We start from the raw sequence: 23,536 nt of genomic DNA on the forward strand, positions 1-23,536 counted from the left end.
ATGAACGAATTCAAAGACTGGGCTTCCGCGATCGGAATGGAAACCGATGATAAAGGGCTGCCCTCGCTCGGCACGGTGATCGGCCACATCCGGGGCGCCGTCGTCGAGACGGGATTCGTCAGCCGCGGGCGCATCACCAATGGATTGAAGGAGGCTTATCGACCGTTCGCGATCGACGAGACGGCGCTCCGATCGGTCGTTGACGAGGCGCTCCGCATTCTCCTGCTGAGCGGTGACGTCGACGAGTTCACCACCGGTGCTGGCCGCGGCTATGCAACCACCCCGCCGCGACGGGTTCATTGGGGCAGCGATCAGGTCGCGCTACTCGGCGGTGCGGTTGGGGCGGATTCCCACGCAAGCGTTCGCCGGTCGCCAGCCTCCAACGCAGATGAGGCGACGATTTCCAGCGCGCTGGTTGATGAACTCGGGCGGCCCGAATGGCGGTCGGCTCTGGTAGAAATAGGCGCCGCAGATGCATCAGAGGAGGGCGCCTCAGCGCTGTTCGCTTTCGCACAAACGCTAGCCGCCAGCGGGGAGCGCTGTTCGCTAGACGAACCCCAGACGGTCGCGGTTTTGGGCGGCCGAGGCCGGTACTTCGGCCAAGGCGACAGCGCGCCACTTTCAGGCCGCTGGCAGCGCGTTGCCGGTGACGGCTGCTTCCCGGCCGTGATCACATCAGGCTATGTCCGGCGCCAAGTGGTGCTGAGTGTTTTGGGTGGCATGGCAACTCTGTGGGAGCCGCAATCACGGGATCTGTGGAATTGGGTCGCCGTTGGTGCGACATTGGCTGCGGGCGACCCGGCGCTGAGTTTTGATCCCTCTACTGGCAGACTCGACTTCCTGACACCGCCACCGCGGCAAATAGAGCGTGCGGCGCTGCTGACCGGCACGCAACTCGGCTCCTGGTCCTGGGAGATTGACGCGAACAGTTACGCAGTGATCGCCGGCCTTATCGACCCTCGTCGCTAGACGTCCGTGGCGCGATCCAGAACATCCGCATGTTTGTCAGGTGACCGGCATCCTGCATGGCTTCCTCCAGGCCCTCAAGTCGGCTAACACGCGCGGTCCAACTGGTTTCAGCGAGTTCAAGCGCCAAAGCCGCCCCGCGCTGCGCGGCTTTGTTGAACTCATGTGTGGAGTCGAGTCCCTGGGCCGCTGTCAATTCGCTGCGCGCGGCATCGATCAGATTGTTGGCGTCTGCCCGCACAGCGAAGCGTCTCCTCTCGACCGCGTTCCGTACAGCCGCCACGGCTCGCGCCAAACAATCGTGCCGGAGTTTCCCTAGACGATTGGTGGCCATCGAGCGAGCAACCTTAAGACGCTCCCCCGATAGAGACGTCCGCAGCTTGCCGATCTGCCGCGCAACTCTTCCGTCATGGATCGGATCGAGCAGGGCAGAGGCCGCTACGTCCGCCATGACCATATCGTCGCCATCATCGACATAGACGGTGAACAGCATTTCGGGCGGCGCCAAATCGATCATCCAGCGTCGGTCTGCCTGAAACTGCGCCAGCGCATTTCGCCCCGCTTGGTTGCGCGCGTCCTGCTCGGGCTTGGACGCCTTCGAAGGGCTGAGCCCCAGGATCGTTTCGAGATCCAGACTGATCGCGTTGCGCAAATCCAGTTCGGCGGTCGCGACCAGCAGCCGTCGCCCTACCCATTGAAGAGCAGGATGGCCAACTGGATATTCGGCGACAAACTCAGTCATTATGTTGGTCGATGGCGTTTGCATCTCGAACGCTGCGATCGCGCTGTCGTGGAGCGTGCAGCCGTGGTCAAAAAAATGCAGTTGCCGCTTTTCCGGATCTTTATGGACGACATGTGTGCGGGGCGGACATTCGATCGCGGCGCGCCGCGTGATATAGGCTTGGCGGTACCAGGCATTTCGGGTGTCGAGATCTGGTAGGGTTAGATCACCAGGGCCTGGCTGTTTTTTGTACCACATGGTGCTGAAGCGCTGGTCGCCCATTCGGGCGCCGCGCACATCGAGATAGTCTTCGCGCGCGATCTTGATCATCGTCTCAGCCGCGCGCTCGCGCGTTGAATACCAGTTTGGAATACTATCCTCGACCTCGGCCATGGGCGCCGCGTAAGGTCGGCTGCGGTAGCGCGCTTCGCAGCGCGTTGCGATCGCCGTGCGGGGAGACGGCGGTAGCCGCGTCGCCTGAAGCCATGCGTCATAGCTCTCGCCGAGTATCTTGGCCTCGCGCGCCGCGTCGTTCCAGCTAGCGCCGCCGCTTCCGTCGGCGGCGGCTCCGATCGCCTTACTGATAAGCTCCCACTCAGACTCGTCGAAAACCTCGCTCTTCCGGAACACCCCGGTTCCTTCGAGCACCTCGAGGATCTGCTCCTCGATTGATTCATCGATGACAATCGGCGTGATTGCGATACGGCGGTTGGCGGCCACTCCCTTGGTACCGAGGCGGTCTATACGGCCGATCCACTGCTGGATGTCGTGCGGAGACCAGGGTAGCGCAAAGAAGATGATCTCATCGGCAAACTGGAGGTTATGTCCCTCGCGCGCCGCGTCGGCGGCGACGAGCACAGTCGCCTCGCCACTGATGAAGTCGTCGAGCGCGTCCTTGAGACCTGCAATCTGGACCTCAAGAACTTCGGCGGCGCCGATCGAGCGCCGCTTCTTGGCGACCTTCACATCGGCGAGTTTTTCGATCGCGTCGCGCAGATAGTCGGTGGTGGGATTATCTTCGGCAACGACCACGACGCGCGCTTCGGGATCGCGGGCATGGACGCTGCGGAGATGGTCGATCAGCGCATCGAGCTTGGCGTCACCAAATTCCGCCCGCAAGCAACTGTCGATCCGCTGCCACGCGGTCTGGAGCGCCGGCGAACTGCGACGCAGCGTGCTCAAGCGCTCGCGAAGAGACACGGGGCTTCTGCCTCCCACCTGTAGAAGCAGTTCGCGTCGGATGTCGAGATTGCTGCTCTTGGCAGCATCGAGGTAGCCCCGCGTCGTCTGGGCGCGTTCGACGTCGCCATCTGTTGGAGCAAGCCGCACCGGTTGGTAGATTCGTTTGGGCAGCGCATCCGGATAGTCGGTTCGGGCAGTGCGGATGAGATGGCGATAGAGACCGTAAGCCTCTTCGACCGCTCGCCGCGTGCCTGCTTCCTGAAATTGGTTGCCGTAGCGATCGATCGCCAGCGCCTCGCGTTCAGCTAACACTTTCAGGATGTCGCCATCCTCCGCTTTCGCAATCCGGTCGGCCTCGGGCTCAAGCAGCGCCATTAGTTCTCGCCGGGTGGCGGCAAGGTGGAGCGCAGGTGTCGCGGTGAGCGCAACGACATTGGGGATAATCCGCGACGCCGCGATGAGGTCGCTCCGGACTTGCGCCTGGAGCTTGGTGAACTCATCCACCAAGAGCAAGTCGATCCTGGTGGCGGCGATTTTCCCTCCTGCGAGTAGACGGCTCGGGCGCACGAGCCGCATGACCACATTTCCAACGGCGCCACCTTCCTCACCGCTTTCCAGCGCAAGAACGTGGCCGCGGCAGAGCAACTCCTCTTCCCATTGTGAGACAAGATCGTCGGGTACGACCAGAGCGACATTAAGCGGCCGCGGGCTTTGCGCTGCGAGGGCGCGCATGACCATAATCGACTGAATGGTCTTACCGAGTCCGACCTCGTCCGCGAGGAGCCAACGACACGCAGGGGCTGTGACCATCCTGTGTACGCTGTCGACCTGATGCGTATAGGCAATTGCGCCGACGCCGATCGCGCCAAGCAGCGCCTGGTCGCGATCGATCCGGCGTGCCTGAGCGTGGAGCCCAAGAAGCAGGCGGTGGAACTCGCTCATCCGATCGCCTCGACGGTTTCGGCACTGAACCGTAGGGCCGCATAGCGGAGCGCGCGCGACACGAAGGGATCGGCGGCCATTGCATGGACCGCTACGTCGACATCGTCGCACGCAGCAGGCGAAAGCCACAGGTGAAGAGCACCCGCTGCCGCCTCGGGATTGAGTTGGCCGCGAGGCAGCGCCCATTTCTTGGTCCAGGCGACGAGATCCTCTGCCAGTTCGGCTACGCTCAAGTCACCATAAGATCGACGGTCCAATTGCCGACCGCCCTCGGAGGGCGCCAGCAACCTGGCTAACGCCGGTCGCCGAGTCGCCCGGAGAGCGTCGGCTGCGGCGCGCTCCCAGTCCTCGGCCGGGCTGCCGAAGTCGCAATCATCCTCGTCGACATCAAGGAGCGCACGCTTCTCATGAAGTTCGATCACGCTCTCGCTAAACGCCGCGTTCAGTGCTTCGTCCATCGCGCCGTCGATCGGCTCGGCATTGACTAACGGCCATTCTGGATCAAGAAGCTTCGCGTGGCGGCGGAAGGACCGAGCAAAGATATCCCTATCGTACTCTGTCGTGCTTTCCGGGACTGTCGCAAGCCCGCGCTCCAAAGCAATGTGCCACAAGGCTGCATGCGGATCGGACGTACTAGAAAGTGTCGCCTGCTCGGCGAGCGACCAAGAGCGACCGCAGAGACTAATGACTAACGGCTCCTCAAACTGGCGGACGATCCGGGTTTTGGCGGCGATCGCCGAGAGCGAGATGCAACGCGCACGCGCCCAGGCCACGCGCGCACGGGCGATGTCTCCCACGCCGCGACCGCGATCAAACATGCGCCGCGACCCGACGTCCTCGCCAAAATGCGCCGTGAAGTCGCCAAGATCAAAGGTGTTTGAAGTGAAAAGTTGGATTGGATCGGCAATTCGCCCATCGGCCAGTTTGAGGCCAAAAGCGGCGGCGCCTCGGCTCGGCAATTCTATCGCGGAGGCACGCGCGAAGCGATGTGGATGGTGTGCAGTGGCTGTGACCAACTCGGTTTCGAAATCCCCGCCGACTAGTTCAGGCGTGCCATCAACCCATTCAACCGAGGCAGCGGGGCGCTCGAGGTTGATCTGAAGCGTGATCGAGCGGGCAATTGATATCCGCAGCGATCCATGGCCCGCCTCTAAGAGCTTGGCGCGGATACGATCCTCATAGAGAGGTGCAAGCAAGGGCGATGCGCTGGGCACCGTCATCGGCAGCGTCGTCAGACAGTCACGGCCTCGCGCGATGAGGCGCCCACCGATTTCGAGTTCGGCGGTAATTGTGATGTCGGTCAGAAGCAGGCGGCTTTCGACACGCAATTGCAGACGACGTTCGATGAACGCCTCAAAGGCAGCGTCGCGCTCGAACAAAATCAGGTCTGCGACCCCAGTCTCTCCAGGCGAAGCAGCCTCGCTACGAAGCCCTGGTCGGCCCGCCAAGCCTGAAACGGCAGGAATCCGCTCTCCGGCGCGCAGGTGCTGCGGTTTGAACTGCTCGTCTGGATCGCGTTCGGCGCTGTACAGCAGAAAGGGACGATGAGGGCGAACAACCCCTTGCGGCGCGCCGATGGCATCCAGCGGGTGCCGTGAGAGAAATGATCGGCTCTGCGCGCTGAGTAGCTTTTCGCGTTCCAGGATGGCACGATGGTCTGAGTACGCGAGATTGGCTTCGTAAACTGTATAGCCACCGGCGCCGCCAAGTCGCCGAAGCCCGTCCAGCATTATTCCTCCCGCCTTGGTCGCAATCCAGACGAAGCCGGACGTACCGGTGAGCACATCGAAGCGCTGCTCGGCCCGAGTGCGATCGCTATTGGGATCGAACAGCAGGTTCTGGTTCCAGTCGATGAGGCGCGCAGCGAGGGCCGCAGCAGCATCGCTGCCTACCCCAAAAACGTCCGCCGCGCCGGGATAAGCGGGATCATCGTTGGCGGGAACTGCCTTCAACGCCAACTCGAAAGGTCCGGCACTCAACGCATTGTCGGGATGGAGTAAGCCGCCCACGCCCCATAAGCGTGGCCGCCACCCTGCCGCGCGCGCGGTCGCGCGCGCTTCCTCTAGGAGAACGGGCGGCAAGCTTGGCCAAGTCACAAATAACCGCAGAACCGACGAGTCGTTCGACAGGGTTAACCGGCCGGGCGTTTGCTCGGCCCGAATGGTTGTTTTTGCGATACGGGCACGCAGCCGCGCGGCCTTAGCGGCTAAGAAGGCTTCCGGTTTGGCCCCAATTGCATCGCGTAGCCGCGCGTAGCTGGCGTCGGAAATAATGCTTCCGCGGTTTTCCGCAAGGAGCGCATCGAGCACGCGGCCTGTGGGGGCTTCGAATCGGAGCCAATCTGTGAGTCGCGCGCCCTCAACTGCACTTGCCCAGGCACGCAAGCTCGGAAAATTGATCGCACGTCCCGTTCCGGGCAACGCCGCGACGGGCGCGCGGGCCAGGAGGCGGGTGACAGGCCCAATGAGGTCTATTGGTAGAAGCGCATTTGCGATCGGCCAAGCGATAATCGAAAAGTGAGAACTGAACGCGCTGACCGACGGACTGGATATCTTGTAGCGCGCGGCGATAGTGTCGAATGCCTCGCCGATCTTGGCGCGCTGAGCCATGGTGATGGCCAAGCCAAACGCCTCTTCGAGCTTCGCCCAATATTCCGTTCCAACGCCCTCGAAGCGAAACCCGATTTCCGCAGCGACTGCGCACACGAACAACGGAACTCGTGCGATAAGGCGGTTGAGATCCGCAGTGGGTGCGATCGGCTGTAGTCTATCAAAGGCTTCGGGCCAAAGCGCAGCGTCATCCACCGCTTCAATGAGTGTGACATCTCGGATTTTCTTTTTGTTGAGAGTAACGAGCGCCATCCTCAACTGTCGCTCGAAACCATCGATTTCTCCTAACGAAAACATCCTCGCCCATTCCCCCGAGTCTACACTATTCCCCAGCCGTCATGGTTTACGAATGGCGCGTTCTTGTCGAGCCGAAATGGCTGGCCTGGAAGAGGATTGCACAACAGTCGCGAACTACGCCGCCATCTCCACCAATAGACGTTCCTAAGGGCAGCGATCCTCAAGAAAAGTGGCCCCGTCCCAAGTCCACGCGATCGCCGTCGGAATGGCCCTGCGCCACTGCGATTCGAATGAAAATATTGGTAGCTTCAGATTCATAGAAAAAGCACGGCATCACCATGGTAATAGATATGGCAGATTTATTGACCGCTCCGAGGTTCAGCACAAATTCAACCTTTCAGGGTTGGGAGAAGCAATTCAGAAAGCTGTCTTGTTTCAGGGATCTCGCACGGTAGTGCTTCCAAGGTGACTCGCGCCGCCTGTCTGCTCGTGATCGCTTAAGCGTCAGCGTCCAGCAGCAAGCCTGTTGGTGCAGGCGTCTTGCCAGCACGGGTCTCCGGGGAGCGCCGAAGCGCGGCCGCGCCTTTCTTCAGGCCATGGCCCTCCTCGGCAAGGAAACCCGGCGGGAGGGTCAGTGCGGCAGGAACGACGCTCAATGCCTCCTCGATATATGATCAGGAGCGCAGTTGCTGCTCGATCTCGCGGGCAAATTTGACTTGGCTCCAGCCCAGTTTTTTAAGTTCTGGAATCTGGGGGTGCAGCGGAAATTTGTGCAGCACACGCAGCGTCATCAGGGCGGCATTGCATGTCAACTGAATGGTAACGTTGGCTACGTCTGGAAACTCCTCGCACAGCGCGGCGATTTCGGCCGCGTCGTTTGCAGCCAGCGTCATCCGGTGGTCTCCTTCCTCATCGAATTCGAACAACCACTCGATCGAAGCACTCGATGGATGAACGATAGCGCAGAGCCGGTGGTAGAGGGACACAGCCCCAGGAAGCGCCTTCTCGACCAAACGGACGTAGTCGACGTTCGCCTTAGCAGTGAACGCCGGGTTGCTCTGGGGCTTCCTCCCTGTCCAACCCGCATGGATATAGTGATCGAGCGCATGCTCGACGGCGGAGCAATCAACAAGTTCAGTACCGAATTGTCCACCAAGCATGCGGGATAGAGTGCGGTGACGCTCGGCGAGCGTGCCGGCGACGTTGAGTAGTCCATCAACGCTGTCACCTCCATTTTCTACAAGGCCGCGCAACGCACCCGCGAATCCGAGGTAATTTGCGGCGTCATGCATGTGGCAGAGGGCATCAGCCCAGCGCATGATCCGGATCAGCGCCGTCACGGCGGCAAGATGGGACTTCTCCAGCAGATCAAGCGCTATGAAGTGGTTTATCTCAGCGAGAGAAAGGTTCCCAGCATCGACCTGATCCCGAAACCAATCATCGTCGAGGAACGAATAGCGATGCTTCAGCGCCCGCGGCAAGATCTGGTCCAGCAGCGGAAAATACGATGCCGAACCACGAAACAGCTTCGTTCTGGTTAAGTTGGAGAGCAAAGGGGCTATCTCGATTTCGTTGAGGATTATTCGGCGAATATCGACACTAGAAGCTATTCTCTTCATTGTCGCTGGCACGTATCTCGCGAGGGTCTTCCCACAGATCTGCCATCAACGCGCGCGTGGCGAGAGAGCGCCGGCCGCATCGGGCGCCGATCGCCGCCTCTGCCGGCCATGCTTGCAGTTCCAGTGGCAACTGCCCAAGGCACCGTTGAAAGCGGTTACTGGGCTGTCCGGTCGGACAGTAGAAGTTTCTAAGCAGCGGGCAATTGCGGCAGCATACTCTATCAAAGGTTAGGGTGCCGGCCTGCAAAGCCGCGCGGTAGGCCCGGTCCCGTTGGGCCGGAAGCCGCTCCGGGGCGCGCAGGGGGAGCGCCGGCCAAGTTTCGGTACTAGTGTGATCGCCCGATGACCGTTGAGACCATAAAGCGCGGAAACTACGTGCGCTCTTATCGAGAGCTCAGAGTATAGGCTTCTCATTCCGGCAAGCCTCCCCGTCCCGGGTCAAAAACGCTGCCACCGGTTTCGACGGCCTAGTGCGGCTGATGGATCAAGGGAGCTTGTGCATGTGCACATCTACCAGGTATAGCCGTGCCAGGTCACGCCGGTCGTCGTCGCGCTTGATTGGGAAGGCGCCAAGAAACCAGTCCAAGATGTCCTTCAGACTCGGTGCTGCAGGTCCTGCCCAGGCTGCGGCAATAGACTGCTCCAATTGCATCAGAGCCGCGCGAGCTTCGTCTGTTCTGCCCAGCCTGCAGAGGGCGGCCGTCTTCCAACCGGCGGTGTCGACTATTGCGTTTCTGGACTGATCGGCCGCTTCGATTGCGCCTTCGAAGTCTCCGGCAAAATAGCGGATTACCGCGATGTGCGACCACTGATAATCCAAAAACATGGATGTCAGATCCATTGCACGCTCCAGCAGACGCGACGCAGAATCGACGCGGCCCATGAACGCCATGCCCAAAGCCGCCGACACCAGGGTCTTCGGACTGTTGGGGTTGAGTTCGGCGGCCAGTTCGTAGTGCACTTCCGACTGTTCGAAGTGTCGGGTCATGGCTGTCGACCAGGCGACGACCAAATGATTGCGTGCATCCAGGGGATCGAGCGCCACGGCGCGTTGCGCCAGCTCGGCAGCCCTCTCCGTTATGGAAGGATCGGCAGCAATGCCCGGCCGGATGAATTGTCTCGCATTGTGGATGCTGGCCAAACTTGCGTAGGCAGGGGCGAAGTTCGGGTCAGCAGCGATCGCGCCTTCGAACAGCCGTTGGGCTTCGTCTTCGGCATCTGGCGTCCAGCGAGTCAGCAAGTCCTCGCCGCGCAACCAGGCATCATAGATATTGAGATTTTGCGGTAGGCCCCTGACCTGGCGCGACAGCCGGTCATGCGAAAGGTAAACTTCCAATGTGGAAGCAATCCTTCCGACAAGCTGCTTCTGCAAAGCGAGCCAGCTTCCGAGCGAAAAACGAAACGAATCGCTCCAAATGACCTGGTTCGTGTTGGGATCGCTTACCGAGACGATCAACTGCATGTCGTCCTGGTTGTCCACGCATTGGGCTGCCAGGAGGTAGTCCGTGTCGGGGCTTTCGATCGCAGTATCTTTCAGCTCGATGACTGTGAACTCCCGAAATTTGGACAGATTGGCGATTAGTTCGGAGCGGAATCCCCAGACCAAAAGAGAGAGTTTTTTTGTTCGAGCCTCAAATTTTGCAACCGCAAGCGTTGGCGCGGGTCCGCTCGGCCGAGGTGGTTTCTTTCTCCTCGACAATAGCGGCTCCGGACCCTTGAGGGCCTCGGCCAAAGCCGTCGTCTCCATGCTCGGCAGCAACTGATATCGTTCGCGCAGAAGGTCGCGAAGATTTTCGTAGACGCGCATTGCGGCGGCGACATTCTGCAGTTCCGCATGGTGGCGGATGAGGCAGCGCGCAGCGCGCTCATGGCTGGGCTCAAGCACCAAGAGGGCATTTGCTGCCCTGCGCATTGCAGGTTCGCGTATCTCGAAGCGTTCCAGCATGGCCTCCAAGGCCTCCAATGCGTGGTCACGCCAGTTGTGCCTGGTGACGCTCAGCCAGGCGCTGAACAGGTCGCTGGTGTCTTCCAGGCCAAACAGGATAGCATCGGGCCAGTCCGATCGTCTGAGCAGCAGCTCGTCGATCTTGCCCTCTCCAAGATCCTTCAACATGCGAACAGCATCGACGGTTATGCGCGACGGGCTCAACCCGATAATATTTCCGCGCCTGAGAATTCCTGCCGCCGAATTGCCCGCAATTGATCTTTCAGCGATCTGCAGGCAATTCGCCATCGCACGCCGCGCGGCTACCGGACTTCGTTCTGGCCAGATCAAGGTAGCCAACCGGTCATACACCTCCTGAAAATTACTGGACAGTGCGAGATATCCGATCAGGGCCTGCACTTTCGGGGAACGCAATGCGATTGCTTCGCCATCTTCCCGGTAAAGGCCAAGCCCATCGATAACCGAAATCAGTCGCTGATGGCTGTTATCCGGGACATCCGCGAGGTTGGAGGCAACCACGTTGTAGAGCGTCAGCGGCTCTGGCATGTTCTTCAAAGCGGGCCGACCGGCGAATCGAAAACGCCAGCGCCCAGTGTTGCGGGCGGCCCAATAGACGTCCTGGGTCACACACACACCGCCTGACTCGGCCATGGCCTGCACCCGGGCGGCCACGTTTATCGCATGGCCGAATACGTCGCCGTCACGGCGATGAACCTCTCCAATATGCAATCCGATCCGGAATCGACTGTGGAACGCTCTCCTGTCCAGTAGGTCAGCCAGGCAACCCTGAATGAAAATTGCGTAGTCGATGGCGTTCGATACACCGTCGAACAGTATCAGGACCCCGTCGCCTGTCGTCTTGATGAACTCGGCACCGAATTCCTCGCAATGGGTTTGGAAGAGTTGGAAACACTGCGAAACGAGATCCAGCGTTCCAAGTTCATCGGCGGCGGTTAGCCGGCTATACTGAGCCAGGTCCGCAAACAGGATTGAATTAAGGGTCGCTCGCTCCGATCTCGCTTGCATAGTCGCGCCCATGCCCCTCGAATGTGTTATTCTGCTCCCCAATGCGCGCTTAGTCGACGGTACAACGAAGTGATGGCGAATGCTTTCATTGACGGCTCCAGCGAACTCGCCAGGGTGGACGAGTTGTTCGACGTGATTGACCTGCCTGTGGCGGATGTTCCGGCTCATTTCGCCATCGCAATCCCTAAGGATGCTCTGTTGCAAATGCCCGCAGCACCGCGCGCGGCAATGCCCGAAACGGGTCGGCTGGCGAGCGGCCGAGGATTGAGTATCGACGATTGCCGGGCGAGTTGCCTTGGCGAGGCAGCCGAACTCTTCAGTTGCTGTTCGTGGGGTGACGAGCCGTTGATCACCGCCACAGTCGACGAGATCGGATCGGCGGCAATCGCTCCTGAAAGCCTGAACGGCTTCAGTCCCGATCAAATCGCCGCCCGCGCTGTGTGGAACAAGGAAAATAACGGCTTCGATTGGCGACCGCGGATCAGGCATCAATCTGCGGTGCTGGATTGGCTTAGGGTTGAGAATGCATTTGGCGGCGATGAGGCGTTCATACCGGCAGACTTCGCCTTTATTGGACGGCGAGAGGCTGGCGATGAGGACGCGATGGCCGTCGGCGATAGCAGTGGTTGCGCAGCAGGGACTACCGCAGACGCTGCGAAGCTTGCGGCTATCTTGGAGCTGGTCGAGAGGGATGCGACCGGCAGGTGGTGGTATGGCAGAAGGCAGCGCCAGACCATTGATTTGTGCTGCCTTTTGGGCATCGAAACGCTTGTCGACTGGCTGTTGAATCGCGGACGCCGAACTTGGCTCTTCGATATTACCTCAGATATCAATATCCCGGTGGTGGCTGCCGCTTCTGCAGAACCGGACGGCAAGGATGTCTCGCTGGGGTTTTCTGCTGGCCAAAGCCAACAATCAGCAGCTGCAGCCGCCTTGACGGAAATGCTTCAGATGGAGATTTCGCTCGCGGCTGGGCGTACGCTTGGTAACAACGTTGGAAATTGGCAGCGATGGCGAGAGAAAGTCTCAATGGTAACGCGGCCTCTGAAAATGGCCTCGGTCCAACATGTCGCGCCAAATCGATCTCCTCCTGCGGTTGAGCAAGGGCTGTCAGACGTACTTAACGCCTTGGCGCACAGTGGAATCGATTTGTGGTTTGCCGAAATGACACGAGCGGAATTCGGCATTCCCGTCTTTCGCGCTATATCGACCCGCCTTTGTCACTACAGGCCACGGTTCGCAAAAGCCCGTCTCCTTGCCCGCGATAGCCGCGATTTAAGCTATGACGCCGATTCGCCAGCAGACCAGCCGCTGCTTTTGATTTAGTCTTTTAGCGGCAGCCGTGAGCGGTCGGTCCGCTATCCGAACGCGTTTGGCGGATGGCTGCGGCAGACACCTAACAAGGGGCGGTCCGGGCCGTCCGACCATTTCTTTGTTCTAGGCGAGTCGACCACGTGGAAGGGCTAGTTGCGACCCGAGCCGGCCGGACCGATCGGTTCATAATGCAATTTAGGTCCTCGTGGTCCAGCCCAAGGGGGACTCCCACATCGTCTCACTTGCGAGATCCCTTGATCCGGCGCATAGAATGGAAGGCTAGGCTGGGAGGCACGTTTATGGCACGGCTATACATTAAGGACAACGGCGATCCAACTCGCCCGAGCAAGGATGGATATTCCAATTTCGCCCTGAACGCGATCTTAAACAATGGCAACTTTAAGGCGTTTGTCGGCGCTCAAGACGATGACCGGGCTGATCTGGTGCAACAACATGCGGGCAACGATTCGAACGGTTTAAAATGCGTTGTTACTCACCTTTTGATTGGTGGAGGCGAGGAACCTATCGACCATGACAATTGTCTGGTTGAGATAGTGGAAGACTTACAGAAGAAGGGTTCAAAGTCCAAGCACAACATCTCGCTGCCTAAGCAATGGACAAGCGGGGTTGAGATCCCAAAGATCGCCTACCTGGATAAATACGTCACCGCGATTGTTGAGATCGTCAAAGACGAGAAAGATCCGGTCAAGGCAAGAAACTTCCTCTTCGGGTTAATGCTTCTCACACGTTGCAGATAGCACGTGCGCCAGCGCCGCAAGCGGCACGCTGGTGCAACTTCCGCCGTTGTGGAGCCTTTGACCTGGTCATCGAAGGTGGGCCGATGAGAAGGCGGAGCAGTATTGCCGGCGCATTGGTCGCGCTATTGGTTGGTAGTCTCTCTTCTGAAACGGTTGCTCGCGCAAGACAATGCCCTGCGAGCTTAGATCAGATCGTCATAACACAATCCTTGATCGTGACATTGCTCGATTGGCCAAACTTATTCTCGAAGACCGATTTTAGTTTCGCCCACACCATCGATTCCATTCTGGCGAGCCTCAAAGTTGACCCAGATGCCAATCGCATCGGCTTCGTGCAAACTCTCCTCGACACTTACGACATTGACCAGCAGAACAACCCCGACAGTATGCTGCCCATGGCCATCGAAAAGCGGCGCAATAACGATATCCCGAGCGCTTATATGCTCTTGGATGCCAGTTCCGGGCTACAACCCGTCGCTCTGGTCAATCGCTTCGACCGCGCCCCGCGCGACGGGGCGAACTGCGGCGAATACCGGATCGTGTACGCGATGAAGTACCGGTTGCGGACAGGAGGGTGGGGGCGCTTCTTCCTCAACTTTGAGGCAGTGCTACCCAATCCTGAACGCGAGCGCGGGATTGCCGGCTGCATGCCGGTTGCCGAATTCTGGAGCGGTCTGTCTGGGAAATCCGAAGAGCAAATGGCGGCCGATCTTGAAAAATTTTACTACGAAGGTTTAGGATCCGGCTTTGTCGCGACGGTGCTGGCCAAGAACTACGGCATACCGGACGGGCAAGTTCGCGGCAATGCTAACCTTAACGGCGCAGAGCACTGGCAGTTGCGTGAATGGAAGATTGTGCCTCCTTCCAAGACCTCCGGCTCGGCCTTCCGAATCGAAACCGTGAAGAACAATGCCTTGGCAGAGTTTTACCGCGATGACAGTAAAGGCGCGATAAACGGGAAAGCGCAGGAGCATCAACGCATAGACTATCAGCGGGCCTTTGTTGATCAGAACCTGCATCAACTCTTCAGTCCCGAGCTAACATCATCGCCCGCGCCGGGCGACGATTCGGCGATAACGGCCTACATGCTTGGTCTGTTGAACGATTTTGGTGCCGCAATCGACAACCGGTTCAACGAATTTCAGAGCATATCCTCGAACTCCGAGGACGATCCTGAGTTGGAAGCCTCAGGGCTCAAGCCGAGAATTGACGCGGCACTTTCCCAGTTGGGCCTTTCATCGAAAGGCGTCTCATCAGACGAGGCCCTGGCAAGGGCGGGAGCGATTACGTGCGGGGGTTGCCACGCGTTTTCGAATGGCAAGACGGTGGGACACGTCGCCGGTAGGGAGATTAGATGGCCCAACAGCCTCGGTTTCGTTCATATCGACGAAAATGGGAACACCTCTCCGGCGCTCCGGGAATGGAACCTGCCATGGAGGCGGCAAAAGCTATATGAAATGCTTTGCACTGAGCCAAAGTTGCCGGAGCCCGGTTTCGAGGAGGAGCTTGTCTTGCGGAATGAGTTGGCAGAGTTGCTCACCGCGCTGATCGAGAAGAAAACGTCGTTAGACGGCCAAGAAACGGATAACCGATTCCGTTCGTTGGTCGATAGGTTGACGAGTATTGATCTCGAAAAGGAGGGTTACTTCGTCCGTTACCGCCGCACGCACTAGCAGTGGATCACTCCATTGCACCCCCCGGGCCGCTAGATGTTTTTGCCGATGCTCCCCGAGGCGGTCGGGTGGCGCCCCGAGGCCCAGCCGCCAGGGGCGGCTCGTCCACGCGCCGCCCCGGCTATTTGTGGTCAGGGCGGATAAACTCTTTGATCTCGCCAAGCCGGCGCCACGGGTGTGGCAGCTAGTCGGGGCCTTTGCAAACTGCTTCCGGCGCGGGCAGACAAATCTGCCAGTCGCGCGCGCGATCAGACGAACCCACGTCGCGTGCGGCTGTCATGCGCGATTGCTGGCTCCCAAGCGAGAGCCCGGTCCGGGCGGTCCGGCCATTTCCAATTCTAATCGCGATCCAAGGTCAGAGACCGAAGTGAGAGTTAGATAGGATCAGAATTGATTAGAGACCGGACCGGCCGGACCGATGAGCTCTCGCTCGGCCGCCGCCTCTGGATATGGACCATTGCAAGGTCGCCACCGTGCCTGGCGCCGGCCCGATTCCCTCGCGAATGGACTTCTCGGAGGGGCGCAAATACCATCCGCACAGCCGGTTGTCGGAGGTCTGCCCAAATTGGTCAAAGAAAGCTTCACCCGCCGATTGGCCGCCATTGTCGTCGCCGACGTGGTCGGATACTCGCGGCTGATGGAGTCCGATGAAGCAGGCACGCTGGCCACGCTCAAAGACCGCCGGACCTTGATCCTGCAGCCCATGGTGCGCGCAAGGGGTGGCCGCATCGTCAAGCTCATGGGCGACGGCGTGCTCATCGAATTCGCCAGCGCGGTAAACGCGGTGAGCGCGGCGATTGAGCTGCAACGAAAGATGTCGGAAGCCAATACGGACTTGCCCGATCGGCGCCGCATTGTGCTCCGCATAGGTATCAATCTGGGGGACGTCATCGGCGAAGGCGCCGACATCTATGGGGAGGGCGTCAACATCGCCGCGCGGCTCGAGACGCTGGCGGAGCCCGGTGGCATATGCATTTCCGGCAAGGTTCACGACGAGGTACGAGGCAAGGTCGACGCCGCCTTCGAGGACGCGGGCGAACGACAGCTCAAGAATATCAGCACGCCGGTCCGCGTCTATCATTGCGGACCTAGCGTCGAGCCAATGGCAACCCAGACGATCTCACCCGTTTCCAACAAGCCGTCGATAGCCATCCTGCCGCTGGACAACCTCAGTGGCGATCCCGGCCAGAAATACCTGTCAGACGGCATCACCGAGGACATCATTACCGAGCTGTCCCGATTCAAGAACCTTTCCGTAGCCGCTCGTCATGCCTCGTTTCAGCTTGGCGGCAAAGGCCTAGCCGTGCGGGCTGCGCGCGATCTCGGTGTGAACTTTGTTGTCGAAGGTAGCGTGAGGAAAACGGGCGAGCGGATACGCATAACCGTGCAGCTGATCGACGCCGACACTGGCAACCACGTCTGGGCTGAACGATTTGACCGCGAAACACACGACATTTTCGCGGTGCAGGATGAGGTCGTCTCGGCGATAGTTGCGACGCTCGAAGGGCATATGATGAGCACCGCCGTAGCGCAACTGCGCAAGAAGCCCACGTCGAGCTGGACCGCCTACGACTTCTTCATGCGAGGTAGAGAAGTCGCCCGCCGGGCCAGCGACAGGGAAGCTGCACCCTTCTTCGCTCGTGCAATTTCCATCGATCCGGGATTTGCCCAGGCTCATGCCTGGCTCGCAATCGGGCACCTCGGCAGCTACTGGGCCGATGCCGATTCATCGACTCTGGAAGAGGCCCGCCTTGCCGCGCAAAGGGCCTTGGAACTGGACAGCAACGATGCGGCCGTCCAGCAGGCCAACGCGATGGTCGCGCTCTGGCTGGGACAGCACGAACGTGCGAGCATGCACTTCAACCGCGCCGTCGATCTCAATCCCGCTGACGCGGAGATACGCGCCGACCGGGCGGAAGGGATGCGATTTGCCGGCCAGCCAGAACAGGCGTTGATCGAGATCGACGATGCGCTGCAGAGGAGCAAATTTTCACCGAATTGGTTCTGGTGGATTCGCGGTGGGATCTTGATCGACCTAGAGAGATACGACGAAGCGATCGCCGCCCTCGGCAATATCGCACAGAAGGAATACGGCGCCTGGCTTCAGCTTGCCGCCGCCCACGCCCAACTTGGCCATGCATCCGAGGCTGCCCACGCCTTAGCGATGGGACGGAAACTCAAGCCAAACCTCTCTTTGCGAGATGTCGTCGCGATGAGCCCGTATGCGCACAGGGAAGCGGGCGATCCGCTGTTCAACGGATTGCGGAAGGCCGGTCTAGCGGCGTGAAGCGGGCCACCGCTGTTCGAACGGCTGTCTCGGCGCCCCCCATTTGCCCAGCTTACCCCTGTAAGGGTTAGGGTGATTGGCCGCAAAGCCCGTTGATCCTGGCGTCTTGCCGGCACTGGACCGGTATTCGGGGAGCGTCGGGGGAGCAGGCCGCGCTTTTTTACCGGCCATGGCCCTCCCGGTCAACATAGACCTGGGGGAGGCTCAGCGCGACTCCTGAACGCGGCAATCGCGACGAGATGGACGCCAGTCCGCCTGCCGCCAGAACAGCGAAACGCGATGAACCACCACTCGTTCGTCCACCTAGCTTGCCACGACGTGCTACTGGCGGCCGCTTTCTTGAAGATCGCGTTCCAGTCGGCAGCCAGCGCGTCGAGCGTATGGCGTGGCGTTCTGGAACTCGTCCGGCTTCAGCACGGACGCTGCAGGTGTAGCCGCCGAGTGCGGCCCATTTCCTCTGGGGTCCCGCACTTGATGATCAGGCGCCTTGAGCCCGTAGTAGAGGTTTAGATCGGGCAAAACGCGCACCGCGAACGGATCAGAAGGCAGGAATGCTGATTAACGAATGCCTGAAAGGGAGGCTCGCTGTACAAAGCAAGCTATGGGCGACCTCGCCAAGCTGGCGTTCTCCCGGTTCGTTTCCTCGGGCGGTGCACGAGGCGGGCGCCACCGGGCGAAGGCTCCGAATGATCTCGTATGGGCGTTGTGTTCGAGTGTCGACGGGCTCCTCTACGATGTGTATTCTAGTTCCGGCAGCTTGCCGCGGCTTCGAGCACGCGAGGGGCGGAGCCGGCGAGTAATAGCGATCTTTTGTTTTATGCCTGCAGCATGCCGCCTATTTACGGTCTGGAGGGGGAGCAATGCAATTCTGCCGAGAGACCGACCGCGATCTGAATGGGTGGTTCAATTTGCGTATAAACGGCTAAGGATTTGCGACAATGCTCACTGTGAGCGAATTGGGACTCTTCATCGGTCCAGCTCTCCTGGCAGCAGTCGTAACGGCCGGGGTGAACATTTTCCAAAAAAAGCGAGAGCGCATTGAGACAAAATTGGTCTCGGTACTGCTTGTTGCTACACATCTGGAAGATTATGCCTACGCGTGCGCGACTTTCACTTTCATGAGCCACGAAGCGAGACCTGTTAATGAGAAAGTGGCCATCCCTGCGCTCAACGCGTGGCCACTTGATGTGCACTGGGGGATATTACCCGCCATTCCTGCATCTCAGGCGGCTGGAATTCGAATGGAAGTTACAATTGCCACTGGAATGACGGCGGCGACCTCCAACGAAGACGAACTAAGTGTTTGGCAGGCCCGCCGTCTTCGCTGCGAGCTGGGTCTCAGAGCCTGGCAGGCCGCGCGAGCGCTCCGCCAGAAAGCAGGCTTGCCTTTGATCCGTCCAGAAGCGCTTCGCTGGAACATCATAGAGTACCTTTGGCTTGAATACGGAAAGGCGATCCGCGAGCTACGCACGAGGGGGATGTGGAGCGCACAAGAAGAACCACTAAATTTTCCGGATCTCGGTTACTCGTCGGCGGCCTCCTAGTTGGGAGGAGGGTTTTGGCAGGCCCTTCAATCTGTCCTCATGCGCAGGTAGCGGGAAGCGCCGCACGCAATGCTTGCAGTTCCAGGGGCACCTGCCCGAGTCGTCGGTGAAAAGTGGATCCTGACTCCTATCCCACGGTTCCGCGCCCGCTACGGCGGTCCGATCGATCGCTTGCCCTATGGCTCTGCATCTGAGCGCCTTGAGTGCAGCGCCGGTGCTTTTCGGAACGCCACGCTACGCAAATGCCGTAGGTAGCCGCGACGCGGACTTTTCAACAGTATCGACCCAATGCGGACGTTTGCTTCCGGAACGGGGCCAAGGTCCCTGGTTTGCAACCAGCCCTTCGCTGTCTTCCTAATGGAGGGCGTGCTAATGGTTAACTAGCTTGGGGATGAGATCGATTTCGCATTTGATCGCTGGCGCGTGGGCGCCGAGCTGGCAAACATCTAGTAGTAATCCTGGAGGCGATCCCCGCCGCCTCGAAAGCGAGCAAGACGACATCACGACGAAGTAATCGAGGGATAGTTAACCGCCATAGGGCCGCGATAACGGCAGGGGCACAAATGACATTTCTGGTGCGCGTTTGGCTGGCGTTGACGGTTGTTCTGGCAATTGTGGTTACCATCTTAGCGGTGCTGGTTAAGCTACAGAACGAGGCGGTGTATTCGCAGCTTGTGCGGCAACGACTTTCGGTCATTGCAGCGGCAACCGCCGCCCCCTTCCGGTCAGTCTCGGAACTTGGTCTCACGGTGGCGACGGTGCGCAATGCCCAAGAGCTGCTGAACCGGGCTTGGCAGACCGACCCCACGATTTCCAACATTGTTCTGCTTGATGCAGCCGGCGGAGTTATCCTTTCTGTGCCGGATGCTGCTGTTCCATTTAGCGGGCGCCAAATGGGTCGCGCGATGGAAGAGGGCTCCAACAGCCAGTGGGGTCTTGAGACTGCGACCGCGCTGATCAGCGGTGCCACCATAAAGGACGAGAACGACGAGCGGGCCGCTGCATTGGCAGTTATCTACCCGATGAACGAATTGCGGACCCACAATCGCCTTATCAGTTCGCAAATTTGGCTGTCCGCGCTGGCGCTTCTGACCGGATTCTCGACCCTAGCTTACGCCGCATTGCGCTATCGTCTGCGTTCGGCCATCCGCACCCTCGACGACATCGCCAGCCATGCCGAAGACGACAGCACTTTGACTGCCGGCGACTTTGCCGATTTTCGAGCGACGCTCGCCGCAGGCACCGCAAAATACCGTTTGGCAACGACAAAACTTGCTGCGCTTATTGGAGCAGAGCGCGCGGAAGCTCCACCTGCGTGGCCACAGGGTGCCGACGTCATCTCGGTTCCCGATAGCCCCATGGCTGTCACGGTGTCGCGACGGCTTACGGCGCTCATAGCCGTCCTGGTGCTGGGGATTACCGTATCGCTCGGCACTGTCGCCTACCGCAGCATCGATGAGTCCTTTGCTCCCGAACTCGACAAGCGCACGAGGCTTATTGGCAGCATTGCCAATGATGCTATTGCCCGCACGCTAAAGGCGGGTGTGCCACTCGATATGATGGTCGGTGGACGCGAATTCTTCTCGTCCCTGCTTCGCGACTTTCCAGAAATTTCCTACTTCGCGCTGGTCACCAACCGACCCATTTTGGAGATGGGCACCCGCCCGTCCACCACGACGTCGGTGATGCTACAGGCAGGGACCGTCGTACCGATCGTCGTCGACAACAAGCTGGTGGCCAATGTCGTCGTAATCAAGAACGCGGGATACCTTTCGCGTGAATTCCGCGATCTGATTCTCGACCTCCTGGTGGTGACGCTGGTGACAATCCTGTTGGCGGTTGAACTGGTCTCCTTGATGACCAATCACTCGCTAACCGGACCGTTGACCCGCCTCGACTACATCCTGAAGCTGCAGGCGGCCGGCGATTTCTCCCACCGCATCCTGGTGAGCGGGATTAGCGCCGTCGATAGGCTGGGCCAAGCCCTTTCCTTGCGGGCTGAGCGGCTTGCGGCAATGATGGCAGCCGCCCAGGAGCTACCCAAGGGCACCCGTGCCGTGCAACTGGAACCGGACTTCATTATCCCGGCTGGCCGGCCGCTCATCATGAGATTTTGCAGTCTAGGCGATGTGCGACTTCCGCTTTTCCTCATCGCCGCGGCTGACTCATTTCCACTGTCGTTCTTTTCGCTTTATGTCCGGGATGCCGACAATCCGCTGACTTGGCTCAACCCAGGCATCGTTATCAGTTTGCCGCTCGCCGCCTATCTCACAGCCATTGTCTTCGGTTCGCCCTATGCGCGTCCGCTGGCGAAACGCTTCGGGCACCGCAACCTGTTCCTGTTTGCTTCCATCCCAGCGGCCCTCTCGAATTTCGGGTTCTTCATTTCCACCAATGTGCTCGAAATTATCTTTTTCTGTGTGTTCAGCGGCATTGGCTATGCTTTTGCTTCACTCTCTTGCCAGGACTACGTGATCGACGCTGCCCCAAAGGAACAGCGGGCCCAAGCGCTAGGGCTGTTCCACGTGGCGATGTTTGGCGGCTTCTATGCTGGAACGGCACTGGGGGGCGTGGTTGCCGACCGTCTGGGCGAGCGCAGCGTATTTCTGGTTTGTGCCGTCTTGATCGTTATCTCCGCAGCGATGATCTTGCGCATGCTCCCTGGCCCCACCCACGTTTCGGCGCTCACCGAGCGGGGCGGCCGCTCTAAGCTGCGGCAGTTGCTTGGAACAATTGCTGATGGCCAGTTCGCGACCCTGCTGTTTGGCATTATCTTGCCCCAAACGATCCTCGATCAGGTCTTCATCTCCTATCTCCTGTCGCTGCAGATGAACGCGTTGGGCGCCTCCACGGCCGATACCGGACGCCTGATGATGATCTACTTTCTGATGGTGATCCTGTCAGGGTCACTGTATGGGCGACTGCCTGCCGGCAGGATCTCGGCAGTGGGCATCACTGTCGCCGGAGCATTGCTTGGCGGAGTGACGCTGCTCGCAGCAGCGGCAGTTACCAACGGCTGGACAATGGTCGTTGCCGCAATCGGCACCGGCCTTGGCTACGGCCTGGTGAGCGGGCCGCAGACGGCCACGGTGATGGAACTTGCGGAAGGAAGGCTGGCCCATATCGGTTCGGAAAGGGTCCTTGGCGCTGTCAGGGTCATGGACCGAATTGGCAGCGTTGTGGGCCTTGTCGCGATCGCCGGCGTCGCTGGCAGTTTTGGCTATTCCGCCGCAATGGGCTTCATCGCCATCTTGGTGCTGGCCGGGGTTGGCTCGTATCTCATCTACCACGTGGCAAGCCACAGCTTGCCGATCATCGCAGGGAGGAAAGCATGAAATTGACATACCCTATGTTGGCCGGGGCCGCGCTAGCTTCTTGCCTCGTTCTTCCGCCTCGGGTCGAGGCGGCGGAGAAGACCGTTGTGATGATAACGTGGCTGGGCTGCGAGGATGTCTGCAAGGGCCTCAAGGACTCGCTTGAAGAAAAGAAAATTGATGTCAGCTTCGTCGTCGACGATGCGGCACAGGACAAGAGCAAGCTGCCCGACTTTGTCAAGGATGCACGCGACCGCAAGGCTGACGTGGTGGTCACCTGGGGCACCAAGACTACTCTAGGCATGGTCGGCACGTTGAAAGACCAGCAGAACAGCGATCTTCTCAATGACATCCCCGTGGTGTTCACCGTGGTAGCCGATCCGATCGGTGCGGGTATCATCGAAAGCTACGAAAAGACTGGCCGCGCCAATGTGACCGGTACCCGAAACCGAGTTCCCGAAAGCGTCAACATTAAGAGCATCAAGCGCTACCTGCCGAGCTTCGATCATCTCGGCCTCCTGTTCGACCGCAGTGAGCCCAACTCGGTGAAAAAGACGGAGGAACTGACGGCTTTGTCGGAAAAGATGAAGTTCAAATTCGACGCATTGCCCCTGCCGGCGCTTGCCGATGGAACTCCGGATCCAGCCAAGCTCCCCCAGGCTGTCGCTCAGCTGAAGGCGGCCGGCGTGCAATTCGTCTACTTGGGCTCGAGCACCTTCCTTGAAAAGAATGCGGACGTCTTCACCGATGCTGCCGTGGCAAATGGTCTACCGGTGCTCAGCCCCTATGAGCATCTGGTCAGCGAATCCCGGGCGCTGATGTCGGTGGCCGCCCGCGACTACGACGTCGGCAAGCTGGCCGGCGAGCAGGTGGCCAAGATCCTGGCGGAGGGTGCCAAGCCTGGCGACATGCCTGTCGTCGCCATGGAGAAGTTCGCCTATCTGGTTAACATGAAGGTAGCTAAGAAACTCAACTTGTTTCCACCTGTCGAGTTCCTGCAATTCGTTGAGAAGGTGGAGTAACGTTACGACAAAACCAGGGCAAGCAGCGGGGCGAAGGGAACCGGGTCGCTTTGGCGCACGTTCGATTCTGTAACACGATGAATGTCGGCAAATGGCGGATAGTGTTGAAAAAGTCCCACGCACCGCAAAGTGGCCCCTGGGGTCTTTGCGGAACGCCATTCTAAACTGCCCAGACGCGAAGCGACTATCGCCGCACCGCGACGCCCAGCGCGGTCGCCGGCAATGTCCGCTTAAAGGCAGTGGCACAGTTAACTTTAATGACCGAGGTGGTGCGCAAAGCGGTCATATGCGGCACCGCCTTCGGCATCATCCGTGTCCAAGACCTACTTCGGTGCGGTGCCGGGCATTACCCGTTGCGATAGCGCTCGCCTAGGTAG

At 59.5% G+C, this 23,536-nt stretch carries 12 protein-coding genes; 8 read left to right on the plus strand and 4 right to left on the minus strand.

The window, feature by feature from the left end:
* A complete protein-coding gene (locus NLY37_RS22665; RefSeq protein WP_023742073.1) occupies positions 1-969 on the plus strand; it encodes a hypothetical protein in 969 nt (322 codons plus the stop codon).
* On the opposite strand, the gene NLY37_RS22670 is transcribed toward NLY37_RS22665, so the two are convergent.
* From NLY37_RS22670 to NLY37_RS22685, 4 genes are all read right to left on the minus strand, one after another.
* Complete coding sequence (locus NLY37_RS22670) at positions 950-3,811, minus strand: DEAD/DEAH box helicase (RefSeq protein WP_023742072.1); 2,862 nt, start codon at positions 3,809-3,811, stop codon at positions 950-952. The genes NLY37_RS22665 and NLY37_RS22670 overlap by 20 nt on opposite strands.
* Positions 3,808-6,717: a hypothetical protein gene (locus NLY37_RS22675; protein WP_023742071.1), complete on the minus strand. Its 2,910-nt coding sequence runs from the start codon at positions 6,715-6,717 to the stop codon at positions 3,808-3,810. Before NLY37_RS22675 ends, NLY37_RS22670 begins: the two co-directional genes overlap by 4 nt.
* Before the next feature lie 614 nt (positions 6,718-7,331).
* Positions 7,332-8,276, minus strand: a complete 945-nt coding sequence (locus tag NLY37_RS22680) for a hypothetical protein (RefSeq protein ID WP_023742070.1) — start codon at positions 8,274-8,276, stop codon at positions 7,332-7,334.
* 484 nt (positions 8,277-8,760) lie between these two features.
* On the minus strand, positions 8,761-11,247 hold the full coding sequence (locus NLY37_RS22685) for an adenylate/guanylate cyclase domain-containing protein (protein WP_198024947.1): 2,487 nt from the start codon (positions 11,245-11,247) through the stop codon (positions 8,761-8,763).
* A gap of 72 nt (positions 11,248-11,319) precedes the next feature.
* Between NLY37_RS22685 and NLY37_RS22690 the strand changes: the two genes are divergently transcribed.
* The 7 genes from NLY37_RS22690 to NLY37_RS22720 all read left to right on the plus strand — a co-directional run bounded on the left by NLY37_RS22690 (position 11,320) and on the right by NLY37_RS22720 (position 23,159).
* Complete coding sequence (locus tag NLY37_RS22690; RefSeq protein ID WP_023742068.1) at positions 11,320-12,573, plus strand: YcaO-like family protein; 1,254 nt, start codon at positions 11,320-11,322, stop codon at positions 12,571-12,573.
* Between the two features lie 287 nt (positions 12,574-12,860).
* Complete coding sequence (locus NLY37_RS22695) at positions 12,861-13,319, plus strand: hypothetical protein (protein ID WP_031246247.1); 459 nt, start codon at positions 12,861-12,863, stop codon at positions 13,317-13,319.
* 209 nt (positions 13,320-13,528) lie between these two features.
* On the plus strand, positions 13,529-14,992 hold the full coding sequence (locus NLY37_RS22700; RefSeq protein ID WP_023742066.1) for a hypothetical protein: 1,464 nt from the start codon (positions 13,529-13,531) through the stop codon (positions 14,990-14,992).
* A gap of 565 nt (positions 14,993-15,557) precedes the next feature.
* Positions 15,558-17,279 carry an adenylate/guanylate cyclase domain-containing protein gene (locus tag NLY37_RS22705; RefSeq protein WP_023742065.1) on the plus strand — a complete coding sequence of 574 codons (1,722 nt, stop codon included), beginning with the start codon at positions 15,558-15,560 and terminating at the stop codon, positions 17,277-17,279.
* Between the two features lie 938 nt (positions 17,280-18,217).
* Positions 18,218-18,823 (plus strand): hypothetical protein, encoded by a 606-nt coding sequence (locus tag NLY37_RS22710; RefSeq protein ID WP_023742064.1) that lies wholly within the window; start codon positions 18,218-18,220, stop codon positions 18,821-18,823.
* Between the two features lie 563 nt (positions 18,824-19,386).
* Positions 19,387-22,158 (plus strand): MFS transporter, encoded by a 2,772-nt coding sequence (locus NLY37_RS22715; RefSeq protein WP_286440321.1) that lies wholly within the window; start codon positions 19,387-19,389, stop codon positions 22,156-22,158.
* The gene (locus NLY37_RS22720; protein ID WP_081731694.1) at positions 22,155-23,159 is read left to right on the plus strand and encodes an ABC transporter substrate-binding protein; all 1,005 of its coding nucleotides are present in this window, start codon (positions 22,155-22,157) and stop codon (positions 23,157-23,159) included. Before NLY37_RS22715 ends, NLY37_RS22720 begins: the two co-directional genes overlap by 4 nt.
* The last annotated feature ends 377 nt before the right edge of the window (positions 23,160-23,536 follow it).

Origin of the sequence: Mesorhizobium sp. C395A (assembly GCF_030323205.1) — a bacterium.
Lineage (GTDB): Bacteria > Pseudomonadota > Alphaproteobacteria > Rhizobiales > Rhizobiaceae > Mesorhizobium.